Consider the following 12,156-nt stretch of genomic DNA (forward strand, 5'->3'; position numbering starts at 1 on the left):
CTGGGATATCGGATGTCGTCACATCACGGCCTTGGTGTGATATGATCGAGGCAGATAATCGAAGCGACCTTTTCATGCATCGTATTTACTTCGACACAAATGAGGCTGTGGAAGGTGGTTACGGCCTCTGGCTGGCTGCATCCAAGATGGACTTCAACCGCATTCCCAATGGACCTAAAAATGGCATGCACATCGGAATTTACATGACCGGTGAATTGGAAATGGAGGCTATTCTCTTCTTCATGCCGGAGTACGCGGCGTGGATAGCCCGCCCGATTCTCCAAACGACCAAGTATTTAGGTTGGGTGGCTTAACCTCAATGAACGAGGTGTTTCGCAGAGTTGAGGAACATCTGCGGCCTTGGGCGCGAGGCGGCCAGCTAACGCCTGAGACAAATCTCTATCGCGACTTGGGTATGTATGGAGACGATCTGGCTTTTGATGTGGTGATTTGGGCAACACGCGAATTCGGTGTGGAAGGAAACTTTCATCTCACCAGATATGCCCCGGCCGAACATTCGTTCCCTTGGTTACGTCGGACACTCCGCAGATTATTTGGCAAAAAGCCCCCGCAATATGAAAGTCTAACAGTGAGTGATGTGGTCGCGGCGATAGAAGCCAAGCGTTGGCCGGACTAAAAGGCTGCCGCGATGTCGGCTTTGGGACAATCGCAGCATTCCGAGCTACGTGAATGATTTCCGATCTTCCCCGTTAAGCAGACCACTGCTTCGTCGCGGAGCCCCGTCATCGGGTGAGCGTTCGTTCGACTCCTAGGCTTCCATAAAGCGAAACCCGCCGCTCGATTTCCGCATCGAGCCGCCGTGCCAGTTCGTCGCTCACCTCCACCATCGGCAGGCGGACTTCGGCGCTGTCGATCAGGCCGGTGCGCGCCAGCCAGTACTTCGCCGCCGCCGGGCTAGGTTCGGCAAACAATAACTTGGTGAGACCGGAAACGCTTTCCCAACGTGCACGCGCGGCGTCAGGCTTGCCTTCTCGCAGCAGCGTGCGCACGGAGGCGAACGTCGCGGTCTCGATATGGGCCGAGAGCAGGATGGCGCCATCCGCGCCGTCGGTCAGCGCTTCGTAATACAGCGCGTCCTCGCCGGTCAGGATCCGAAAACCATCCGGCCGCCGGCGCAACAGGTCGATGGACTGCGCGCGGTCGGCGCCGCAATCCTTCAAGCCGACGATGTTCGGATGCTTCGCAAGCTCCAGCAATGTGTCGTTGGTCAGGTTGACCGCTGTGCGGTAGGGGATGTTGTAGAGTAGAACCGGCCACGAAGCGTGATCGGCGAGTGCTGTGAAATGTTGCAGCAGGCCGCGTTGCGAGGGGCGCGAATAATAAGGGCTCGAGATCAGGTAGCCGTCGATCGGCCAGTCGGCCGTCACATCGAGGGTGTGGCACATCTTTCTTGTATCGCTGCCGGATAGTCCGAGGCAGATCGGGATGTACCGCTTGCCTTGCGTGATCTCGTCCCGCGCCAGCGTCACGATCCATTCAAGTTCGGCGATGCCCAATGTCAGGCCTTCGCCAGAGGTCGCGGCCAGGATCAATCCGTCGATCGGCTGGGTCGCATAGTGCCGCAGCGTCCGCCGCAGCGAGTTCTCGTCAAGGACACCGTCGCAGAACGGCGTAATCAGTGGCAGCCACAGGCCGTGCAGCAGAGAGTGCAGGCCGGAAGTTCTGTTGTCGGTCATGGTCCATCTCCTCAGGGGGTGAGCCGGAGACGGAGCAATAAAAAACCCCGTCCAGACGGCGGGGTTTTGGCAGGTCGGATCAGGCGAGAAATCTATCGCGCGCGCCGCTCTGAGGCCCCCGGATGGGGGGCTTTTTTCGACGATGTTGCGGTGCACGGCTGCGTGATCATGGAACGATGATGGTGGCTGATGCAGATTCTGTCAACGCAATCGCACTGCAGCAAATCGTAATCGGCCGTCATTGCGAGCGCAGCGAAGCAATCCACGGGGCCACGAGGTAGGCAAGTAAGATGGATTGCTTGGTCGCTTGCGCTCCTCGCAATGACGCTGATTCAACCGCGGTTTTCACAGGAAGAAAAAAAGCCGGGCTCAGAAGAGCCCGGCTTAAGGTATTGGCCACGTGAGGCCGACACAATCACCTTCCAAGAGGGATTACTGAACACCCGCGCCGCTGGAGGAGGGGGACAAATGCGCAACCCGAATGTTCAGCGTAGAGATAGTATGATCCGCGTTGGTGCCTTGCGGCAACCGTTCACTCCGCATGTCAGACATGCGGGTACCGCGGGCTTATCGAGCGATAATTAAGACGGCCAGCGCTGCGCCTTGCTCACCACGAAGTCCCGGAACACCTGCACCCGCGCCACGGTCTTCAGCTCTTCGGGATAGACGAAATACGTGTCGAGCTGGATCGAATCGGATTCGCCGAACAGTTGCACCAGGCGATTGTTCTCCTCGACCAGATAGTCGGGCAGTGCGGCGATCCCCAATCCCTGCTGGCACGCGCGCACCAAGCCTAGGATATTGTTGACCTTGAAATAGGCCTCGCGCGGACCCGATCCGTTGCGGCCGGCCTCGACCAGCCAGTTGCGGTTCTGCAGATGCGGCGTGACCTGCCCGTCGCTCAGCGTGATGATGCGATGCGCGTCGAGTTCGTCGAGGGTGCGCGGCGTGCCGAAACGCTTGATGTATTCCGGCGAGCAATAGGCATGGAAGCCCATCGCGAACAGCTTGCGCTGGATCAGATCAGGCTGGGTCGGCTTGCGGGTGCGGATCGCGACATCGGCCTCGCGCATCGAAAGGTCGAGTTCTTCGTCGGTGACGATCAGCGAGATCCTGATCTCAGGATAGAGCGCGGTGAATTCGCCGAGCCGCGGGATCAGCCAGTTGATACCGACGCCGGGCGTGGTCGTGATCTTGAGGTCGCCGCTTGGCCGCTCGCGGCTGTCGGTGAGCTTGGCGCGCGCCGCCTGCAACTGCATGAAAACGTCATGCGCGGTGCGAAACAACAGGTCGCCCTGTTCGGTCAGTATGAGCCCGCGTGCATGGCGGTGAAACAGCGACACCGAGAGCTCCTGCTCCAGCGCGCTGACCTGGCGGGAAACGGCCGATTGCGACAAGCCCAGTTGCTCGCCGGCATGCGTGAAGCTTCCTGCTTCGGCCGCTGCGTGAAACACCTTCAGCTTATCCCAATCCATATCTTTAAATCCGTCGCGGGTTCGAGGCATGATTATTCCGCCGCCGCGCGGTCGCTGGCGCGCAGGGCGATAAAGCGTTCGGCTTCGAGCGCGGCCATGCAGCCGAGGCCCGCGGCCGTAACGGCCTGCCGGTAGGTTTCGTCGGCGACATCGCCGGCGGCAAACAGGCCAGGCACCGAAGTCGCGGTGGAGTTCGGCGCCACCTCGACATAGCCCGACGGTTTCAGCTTGATCTGGCCCTGCACGAGGTCGGTCGCGGGCGCATGTCCGATCGCGACGAAGACGCCGTCGGCCGGCACATCGGTGAGCGCGCCGGTTTTGACGTTCTTCAGCCGGACATGGGTGACCTTGCCCGGGTTCTCGGTGCCGCAGATTTCGTCGATCGCGCTGTCCCAGATCACCTTGACCTTGGGATGCTTGAACAGGCGCTCCTGCAGGATACGCTCGGCGCGGAAGTGGTCGCGGCGGTGCACGATCGTCACCTGCGAGGCGAAGTTGGTCAGAAACAGCGCTTCCTCGACCGCGGTGTTGCCGCCGCCGACCACCATGACTTCCTTGCCGCGGTAGAAGAACCCGTCGCAGGTGGCGCAGGCCGAGACGCCAAAGCCCTTGAACTTTTCTTCCGACGGCATGCCGAGCCAGCGCGCCTGCGCGCCGGTGGCGAGAATGACGGTCTCGGCGAGATAGACGTCGCCGCTGTCGCAGCTCAGCCGGAACGGCCGCTGTGAAAGATCTAGCGTGGTGACGAGATCGACGACAATTTTCGTGCCGACATGGGCGGCCTGCTTCTCCATCTGCTCCATCAGCCAGGGGCCCTGGATGACGTCGGCGAAGCCCGGATAATTCTCGACATCGGTGGTGATGGTGAGCTGGCCGCCGGGCTGGATGCCCTGAATCAGCACCGGCTCCAGCATCGCGCGGGCGGCGTAGATCGCGGCGGTGTAACCGGCCGGCCCGGAGCCGATGATGACGACCTTCGCGTGAATGGGGGCAGCCATGGGGTAGATCCCTCTCTTAAGGGAATTTGATCGGTGTTTGAGCGAAAGGCGCCCGGAAAGGCATCGCGGAGGCGCCGAAAGTGTCATTTCGAAGTCTAAGGTATCTGGCCAGCTATGCAAGAATTGCAATCCAAATCAGCAAAATTTCCCGTGAGTTCGATAAATGACGCGCCGCACGCGCAATAAAATTGCGCACAGCACCTTAGCTGCGCTAAGAGTGTTGCCGTTATTCCGCCCCCGCTACCTCAGCCCAGGAAATTGACAGGACCTAGCCCCGCGTGTCGAAGAATCTTGACGAAATCGACCTGAAAATTCTCAGCGAAATCCAGGCTGATGGCCGAATCACCAATGTCGAACTGGCCAAACGCGTCGGTATTTCGCCGCCGCCCTGCCTGCGGCGGGTCCGGACGCTGGAGGAAGCGGGCTATATCCAGGGTTATCGCGGGTTACTCGATCCGCGCCGGCTGGGTTTCGACGTCACGGTGTTCGCCTCGGTGCATCTGTCCAGCCAGGCCGATGCGGATCTGCGCGCGTTCGAGGATTTCGTCCGCGCCGAGCCCCTGGTGCGCGAATGCTGGATGCTGTCGGGCGAGGTGGATTTTATTTTGAAGTGCGTGGCGCCTGACATGGCGACGTTTCAGGATTTCGTGACGCACCTGACAGCGGCACCGCATGTGCGCAATGTCAGGACGTCGCTGGTGCTGCACAATTCGAAGTACGAGGCGGCGGTGCCGCTGGAATTGAAAGTGCCGGGGTGAAGTTCACTCCGTCATTCCGGGATGGTGCGTTAGCACCAGACCTCAGGTGCACAATTGTGCACCGGGGAATCTCGAGATTCCGGGTTCGCACTTCGTGCGTCCCGGAATGACGAACCAGACTAACTCTTCTTCCCCATCGCCGCATCGACGCTGTACGGTCCGCCGCCCGAGGTCGCCAGATACAGGCAGGCAAAGCAGAAGGCGATCGCGAGGCTGCCGTTGTTGAGCACCGGATAAAAGCCGCGCGGAAAATGCCCGATGAAATAGGCGAACGCCATTTCACCCGCCAGGATGAAGGCGACGATCCGTGTGCACAGGCCGATCATCAGCATGGCGCCGAGCACCAGTTCGAGCGTGCCGGCGGCCCCGATCAGCGAGAACAGCTCGACTTTTTCGAACTGTGTTCCCGCCGGAAATTTCAGGATCTTGGCGACGCCAAACTGAAACATCAGCAAGCCGGTGATAAACCGAAACAAGCTTAAAGCGATCGGCTGAAATCTGGCAAAGGTCTGATCCACGTCATATCCCCCGTTGGTAAATTGAGCTTGGCAAACCGCGCCCGCTATATTCTCAGCACGCGCGGTGCTGTCGAGCAACGAAAACACTGTTCCACGACAAATATTCCTCGCAGCGCAGCAAAAAGCCGCGCAACCGGCGCGGCTTTCAATGCAATCATTCTGGGTTCAGTGCGGCCGCCTGATGGCCGGGATCAGCGCCACTCGACCTTGGTGATCTCATAGGCCTTGGCGCCGCCAGGGGCGACGACTTCGACCGACGCGCCTTTCTTCTTGCCGATCAGCGCGCGCGCCAGCGGCGAGGTGATGGAGATGCGGCCCCTTTTGGCATCGGCTTCGGGCTCACCGACGATCTGCCACACGGCTTTTTTCTCGGTATCCTCGTCGACCAGCGTCACGGTCGCGCCGAACATGACGGTGTCGCCGGACAGCTTGCTGATGTCGATAATGTCGGCGCGCGCCAGCTTGTCTTCGAGCTCGGCAATGCGGCCTTCATTATGCGACTGCTCTTCCTTGGCGGCATGATATTCGGCGTTCTCCGAGAGGTCGCCATGCGAGCGCGCCTCGGCGATATGCTCAATGATGCGCGGACGGTCCTCCGACTGGCGCTTCTTCAACTCGACCTCCAGGGCGGCATAGCCGCCCGCGGTCATCGGAACCTTTTCCATCATCGCTCTCGTCCTTTAGTCCAAGTCAGCAGTTCAAGTGCGCAATTCGAAGCGCGCACAAAGGCCGAAACAGAATACCCTCATGACTGGGAAGTTCCGGTCACGAGGGCTTCATTGCCGATCGATTGCCGGACGTTGCGTCAGGCCCAGGGATCAGGTTTCGGAAAAATAACTCTGCAGGGTGCGGACCTCAAGGTCCCCGCCCAGATAGGCGCGGATGCCTTTTGCGGCCGCCACGGCCCCTGAAAGAGTGGTGTAATATGGCACTTTATGCAAGAGGGCAGCGCGGCGCAACGAGCGGCTGTCGGCCAGTGCCTGCGGGCCTTCGGTGGTGTTGAAGACCAGCTGAATGTCGCCGTTCATGATGGCGTCCACAATATGCGGCCGTCCTTCCAGCACTTTGTTGACTTTTTCGGTCGGCACGCCGTTGTCGGTCAGGAAGCGCTGCGTGCCCGAGGTTGCCAACACCTTGAAGCCCAGTGAATGCAACATCCGCACCGCATCGACGATACGGGTCTTGTCGATCTCGCGGACCGAGACGAACACCGTGCCCTTGCGCGGCACGCGGGTGCCGCCGCCGAGCTGGCTCTTGGCAAAGGCGACTTCGAATGAACGGTCGATGCCCATGACTTCGCCGGTCGAGCGCATCTCCGGGCCCAGCACGGTATCGACGCCGGGGAAGCGGGCGAACGGGAACACCGATTCCTTGACGCCAACATGATCGGGCTTGCGCTTCGTCAGATTAAAGTCTGCGAGTTTCTCGCCGGCCATCAGGCGGGCGGCGATCTTCGCCACCGGTATGCCCATCACCTTGGCGACGAACGGCACCGTGCGCGACGCGCGCGGATTGACCTCGAGCACGTAGATGTCGCCGTCCTTGATGGCGTATTGCACGTTCATCAAGCCGACCACGTCGAGGCCGAGCGCGAGTTCGCGGGTCTGCCGCTCCAGCTCCGATATCATCTGCGCGTCGAGCGAATGCGGCGGCAGCGAGCAGGCCGAGTCGCCGGAGTGAATGCCAGCTTCCTCGATATGCTCCATGATGCCGACGATGAAAGTCTCCTTGCCGTCGCACAGGCAGTCGACGTCGATCTCGATCGCGTCGGATAGATAACGGTCGAACAACAGGGGATTGGTGCCGAGCACGGTGTTGATCTGGCCGGTCTTGTCGTTGGGGTAGCGCGCCTTGACGTCGCCGGGCACCAGTTCGGGCAGGGTGCCAAGCAGGTAATCGCCGAGCTGGCTGTCCTCGCGGATGATCTGCATCGCGCGGCCGCCGAGTACATAGGACGGGCGCACCACCAGCGGCAGGCCGAGATCGGCGGCCACCAGCCGCGCCTGCTCGACCGAATAGGCGATGCCGTTCTTGGGCTGCTTCAACCGCAATTTGTCGAGCACGCGCTTGAAGCGGTCGCGGTCTTCGGCGAGATCGATCGCATCGGGCGAGGTGCCGAGGATCGGCACGTCGGCATCCTCAAGCGCATGCGCGAGCTTGAGCGGGGTCTGGCCGCCGAACTGCACGATCACGCCATGCAGCGTGCCGTTCTTGCGTTCGGTCGCGATGATCTCGAGCACGTCCTCGGCCGTTAGCGGCTCGAAGTACAATCGGTCGGCGGTGTCGTAATCGGTCGACACGGTTTCGGGATTGCAGTTAATCATGATGGTTTCATAGCCGGCGTCATGCAGCGCGAAGCAGGCATGGCAGCAGCAATAGTCGAACTCGATGCCCTGGCCGATCCGGTTGGGACCACCGCCGAGAATGATGACCTTCTTCTTGTCGGACGGCGCGCTCTCGTCCGCCAGTGCGCCCGCGAACGGCGACTCGTAGGTCGAATACATGTAGGCGGTCGGCGAGGCGAATTCGGCTGCACAAGTGTCGATGCGCTTGAACACCGGGCGAACCGCGAGCGCATGGCGCTTGGCAGTTACCTCGGCTTCGGTGGTCTGCGCCAGCACCGCGAGGCGCGCGTCGGAGAAGCCCATGGCTTTCAGCGTGCGCATGCCGAACGCGTTCGACGGCAGGCCATTCGCCTTGATCTTGCTCTCCATCTCGACGATGCCGCGCATTTCGGCGAGGAACCACGGATCGATCTTGCAGGAGGTGAAGATCTCTTCATTGCTCCAGCCGAGCCGCATCGCCTGCGCCACCTGCAACAGCCGGTCCGGCGTCGGCGTGCCCAGAGCGGCGCGGATCGCGTTCTTGTCGTCGCTGCGGCCGAGGCCCTCGATCTCGATCTCGTCGAGTCCGGTCAGCCCGGTCTCGAGGCCGCGCAAGGCTTTCTGCAGGCTTTCCTGGAAAGTACGTCCGATCGCCATGACTTCGCCGACCGACTTCATCGACGTGGTCAGCGTGGTGGAGGCGCCGGGAAATTTCTCGAACGCAAAGCGCGGAATCTTGGTGACGACGTAATCGATGGTCGGCTCGAACGAGGCCGGCGTGGCGCCACCGGTGATGTCGTTGGCGATTTCGTCCAGCGTGTAGCCGACCGCGAGCTTGGCGGCGACTTTCGCGATCGGGAAACCGGTCGCCTTTGACGCCAGCGCCGAGGAGCGCGACACCCGCGGGTTCATCTCGATCACGACCATGCGCCCGTCGGCCGGATTGACGCCGAACTGCACGTTGGAGCCGCCGGTCTCGACGCCGATCTCGCGCAGCACCGCCAGCGAGGCGTCGCGCATGATCTGGTATTCCTTGTCGGTCAGGGTCAGCGCCGGCGCCACCGTGATGGAATCGCCGGTATGCACGCCCATCGGATCGAGGTTCTCGATCGAGCAGATGATGATGCAATTGTCTTTCTTGTCGCGCACCACCTCCATCTCGAATTCTTTCCACCCGAGCACTGATTCCTCGATCAGCACTTCGTCGGTGGGCGAGGCGTCGATGCCGCGCTCGACGATCTCGATGAATTCCGCCTTGGTGTAGGCGATGCCGCCGCCGGTGCCGCCCATGGTGAAGGAGGGGCGGATGATCGCGGGCAGGCCGATGTCGTCGAGCGCGCGCAGTGCATCCGGCAGGTTCTTGGTCTGGATCGAGCGCGGCGTCTCCAGCCCGATCCGGGTCATGGCTTCGCGGAAGCGGCCGCGGTCCTCGGCCTTGTCGATCGCGTCGGCGGTAGCGCCGATCATCTCGACGTCGAATTTGGCCAGCGTCCCCTGCTTGCGCAGCGACAGCGCGCAGTTCAGCGCAGTCTGCCCGCCCATGGTCGGCAACAGCGCGAAACCGCCCGGGATAACGTAGCGCTCTTTCTCGATGATCTTGGCGACGATTTCCGGCGTGATCGGCTCGATATAGGTCGCGTCCGCCAGTTCCGGGTCGGTCATGATGGTGGCCGGATTGGAATTGACCAGGACGATGCGGTAGCCCTCGTCCTTCAGCGTTTTCACCGCCTGGGTGCCCGAATAGTCGAATTCGCAGGCTTGGCCGATCACGATCGGGCCGGCGCCGATGATCAGGATGGTGGAGATGTCGGTTCTTTTAGGCATCAAGTCTCACGGACAGGAAATTGGGCACAAAAAAAGGGCGCGCAGCCGCGCGTCCCCTTGACCAGCAAGCGCCAGGTTACCCTTGCGCGCGGGTGGTCTTTAGACCAGATTCCGCAACCGCGAAAGGGGCTTAAAAGCCCCATCAACCGGCATTTTAGCGATATTTGAGGCTGGATTGGTGGGCCAGGGTCCGCCTTCGCTCTTCGAGCTACGGCGCGACAGCCTTCGCCGGCTAATGGCCAGCCGAGCCGAAGCTGCGGAGCAGCGAAGGCTGGAGGCCCGGCCTGGATTTGAACCAGGATAAAGAGCGATGCACTGCTCCCGCGTCGACGCTTTCCGCCACCGGGCCGATCCAAGCATCGCCGATCCTGTGACAAGGCGCCACGCTTGCCGCGCATTAACGCTAATGCGGCCAATTTTAATGAGTTTAGAACGCGTGGCGCGCCACAAACGTCATCCGCCACGGATTGTGGCCGATATTGGAAAGGGCGCGCGTCGCGGAAAATCCGCTGGCGGCGAGTTTCGCGATCATCTCGGCCTCGCCGTAGCGCTGCAGGCCGACGCGTGCGCGCAATTGCCGGTAATCCGACAGCGCGGTCGAGACCAGCCCGATCAGCGCATCCCGAAGAAAGCCGTGGGTCCCCGCAAACCGCAACAGCGCTGTGACGTCCCGGCCCATGCCGACCTCCGGCCGCAGGATGTCGCCTATAACAAGCCGGCCGCTGGGCTTGAGCAGCCGCCGGATCACCGCGAAGGCGGAATCCAGCTCCGCGGGTGTCATATATTGCGCGGCCGAATTCATGACAGCGAGATCGACCGATTTCTCCGCCATTTTCCGCAAATCATCCAGCGAGCGCACCCTGATCTTGGTGTTCGGCGCAAACCGCGCGATCAGCCGGCCGCGCACGCCCGGTGCGGGTTCGGCCAGATACAGTTTGCCGCAGGCATCCGCGACCTCTGCCGCCGACAGCGCTTCGCCGCAGGCATAATCCAGCACCACGGCGTCCGGGGAGGTGATGTAGCCGATGATATCCTTGGCGATGAGCTGGAAATGCAGGTCACGGTGCAGCCTGCTGGCATAAATCGTATGGGTGGAATCGTAATAATCGATCCAGTCGTCCATGATTTCAGGCGTCCGGTAAAACAGGGGTTCCGGGGATGGAACCGGTGCGCGTATGATGCGTTAGAGGGTCCGGCGAGCCGTGTCCATTGCCGCCGCTTCCGGTTCTTAAAGTGTCCGGGTCCAAACAGGAAGGTGCATCGTGAGCAAAGCCAAATCTGATAAAGTTTCCCCCGACCTCGATACCCCGACCGACTTGCCGCCCGCGGCGGTCGAGAAGATTTCGGCGTCGCTCAATACGCTATTGGCTGACGCCTTCGCGCTCTATGTAAAGACCAAGAATTTCCACTGGCACGTCAGCGGCCGGCATTTCCGCGACTATCATCTGATGCTCGATGAGCAGTCCGATGCGATCTTCGCGACCACGGACCAGTTGGCCGAGCGCGTGCGCAAGCTCGGCGGCACCACGCTGCGCTCGATCGGGCAGATCGGCAAGCACCAGACCATCAAGGACAATAACGAGGCCTATGTCCCGCCGCGCGAAATGCTGCGCGAATTGATGGAAGACAACAAGCATGTCGCGGCTGCGATGCGAAAGGCCCACAAGCTTGCGGATGAGCACGAGGATTCCGGCACCGCCGGATTGCTCGAAACCTTCATCGACGAAACCGAACGCCGCACCTGGTTCCTGTTCGAAGCCAGCCGCCAGGAAGGCGGCAACGAGGCGTAGTTCGGCGGTCGCGAGCGCCTTTTCCCCTCGCCCCTTGTGGGAGAGGGTGGACGCGATGCCCCGGGCATCGCGGACGGGTGAGGGGTTCTTTCCGCGGATACAGGCCCCTCATCCGCCCTCGCTTCGCGAGGGCACCTTCTCCCACAAGGGGAGAAGGGAAGAAGGCCGCGTCAGCCTTCCTTCGGAATCTCGAACACCAGACACGTCGTGGTCGCATGCGCGAGCAGGCGGCCTTTGGAGTCGGTGATGCGACCCTCGGCGGTGGCGGCGCGGCGGCCGACGCTCAGCGTGCGGCCTTCCGACCGCACCGGACCGGTATCCTTGGTCATGCCGCGGATAAAGCTGATCTTGAATTCGAGCGTGGTGTAGCCGCTCCCGGCCGGCAGCATCGAATGCACCGCCAGCCCCATCGCCGAATCCAGCAACGCCGCAGCATAGCTGCCATGGACCGACCCGATCGGGTTGTAATGCCGAAAACCGGGAACGCTCTGGAATGAGATCACGCCGGGTTCGGCCGCATAGTCGAACGGCTCGACGGTCTGCATGATCGGTGGCGTCGGCAATTTGCCCGCGAAAATGGCGCGGACGAAATCGATGCCCGGCATCGACGCCATGACCTGCGTCGGGGTTACGCCGTATTCGACCGTGGGGGCTGACGTGTCGGGCATGGTGGGGTCCTGTTTAGAATGACGAATATCATACAAAGCGGCGCATTATTTTGCCAGCGCCTCGAACCTCGATATTTCAACGTCATTGCGAGCGTAGCGAAGCA

Annotated in this window: 11 protein-coding genes and 1 tRNA gene; 3 read left to right on the forward strand and 9 right to left on the reverse strand. The window is 61.4% G+C overall.

Annotation, left to right across the window (positions count from 1 at the left end; all coding sequences use genetic code 11):
- Window positions 1–41 precede the first annotated feature (41 nt).
- Window positions 42–314, forward strand: a complete 273-nt coding sequence (locus HB676_RS27915; RefSeq protein ID WP_213741699.1) for a hypothetical protein — start codon at window positions 42–44, stop codon at window positions 312–314.
- A 429-nt stretch (window positions 315–743) separates the two neighbouring features.
- Here the strand turns inward: HB676_RS27915 and dapA are convergent, their stop codons facing one another.
- From dapA to trxB, 3 genes are all read right to left on the reverse strand, one after another.
- Window positions 744–1,697 (reverse strand): 4-hydroxy-tetrahydrodipicolinate synthase, encoded by a 954-nt coding sequence (gene dapA / locus HB676_RS27925; protein WP_213741701.1) that lies wholly within the window; start codon window positions 1,695–1,697, stop codon window positions 744–746.
- Between the two features lie 581 nt (window positions 1,698–2,278).
- A complete protein-coding gene (locus HB676_RS27930) occupies window positions 2,279–3,202 on the reverse strand; it encodes a LysR family transcriptional regulator (protein WP_213741702.1) in 924 nt (307 codons plus the stop codon).
- A 2-nt stretch (window positions 3,203–3,204) separates the two neighbouring features.
- Window positions 3,205–4,170 (reverse strand): thioredoxin-disulfide reductase, encoded by a 966-nt coding sequence (gene trxB, locus HB676_RS27935; protein WP_213741703.1) that lies wholly within the window; start codon window positions 4,168–4,170, stop codon window positions 3,205–3,207.
- 278 nt (window positions 4,171–4,448) lie between these two features.
- Between trxB and HB676_RS27940 the strand changes: the two genes are divergently transcribed.
- On the forward strand, window positions 4,449–4,928 hold the full coding sequence (locus tag HB676_RS27940; protein WP_213741704.1) for a winged helix-turn-helix transcriptional regulator: 480 nt from the start codon (window positions 4,449–4,451) through the stop codon (window positions 4,926–4,928).
- Between the two features lie 119 nt (window positions 4,929–5,047).
- Here the strand turns inward: HB676_RS27940 and HB676_RS27945 are convergent, their stop codons facing one another.
- From HB676_RS27945 to HB676_RS27965, 5 genes are all read right to left on the reverse strand, one after another.
- Window positions 5,048–5,446 (reverse strand): DoxX family membrane protein, encoded by a 399-nt coding sequence (locus HB676_RS27945; protein ID WP_213741705.1) that lies wholly within the window; start codon window positions 5,444–5,446, stop codon window positions 5,048–5,050.
- 191 nt (window positions 5,447–5,637) lie between these two features.
- Window positions 5,638–6,111, reverse strand: coding sequence for a transcription elongation factor GreA (gene greA, locus HB676_RS27950; RefSeq protein WP_213741787.1), 474 nt, complete (start codon window positions 6,109–6,111; stop codon window positions 5,638–5,640).
- A gap of 153 nt (window positions 6,112–6,264) precedes the next feature.
- Window positions 6,265–9,594 carry a carbamoyl-phosphate synthase large subunit gene (gene carB, locus HB676_RS27955; protein ID WP_213741706.1) on the reverse strand — a complete coding sequence of 1,110 codons (3,330 nt, stop codon included), beginning with the start codon at window positions 9,592–9,594 and terminating at the stop codon, window positions 6,265–6,267.
- A gap of 272 nt (window positions 9,595–9,866) precedes the next feature.
- Window positions 9,867–9,943: transfer RNA gene (locus HB676_RS27960), tRNA-Ala, on the reverse strand.
- A gap of 78 nt (window positions 9,944–10,021) precedes the next feature.
- Entirely contained in the window at window positions 10,022–10,717 is a 696-nt protein-coding gene (locus HB676_RS27965) for a class I SAM-dependent methyltransferase (protein ID WP_213741707.1), read from the reverse strand.
- A gap of 139 nt (window positions 10,718–10,856) precedes the next feature.
- Between HB676_RS27965 and HB676_RS27970 the strand changes: the two genes are divergently transcribed.
- Window positions 10,857–11,384 carry a DNA starvation/stationary phase protection protein gene (locus HB676_RS27970; RefSeq protein WP_213741708.1) on the forward strand — a complete coding sequence of 176 codons (528 nt, stop codon included), beginning with the start codon at window positions 10,857–10,859 and terminating at the stop codon, window positions 11,382–11,384.
- 170 nt (window positions 11,385–11,554) lie between these two features.
- Here HB676_RS27970 and HB676_RS27975 read toward each other — a convergent pair whose 3' ends face one another.
- Window positions 11,555–12,052 (reverse strand): PaaI family thioesterase, encoded by a 498-nt coding sequence (locus HB676_RS27975; protein WP_213741709.1) that lies wholly within the window; start codon window positions 12,050–12,052, stop codon window positions 11,555–11,557.
- Between the last annotated feature and the right edge of the window lie 104 nt (window positions 12,053–12,156).

This window comes from Bradyrhizobium sp. dw_411 (assembly GCF_018449695.1).
Lineage (GTDB): Bacteria > Pseudomonadota > Alphaproteobacteria > Rhizobiales > Xanthobacteraceae > Bradyrhizobium.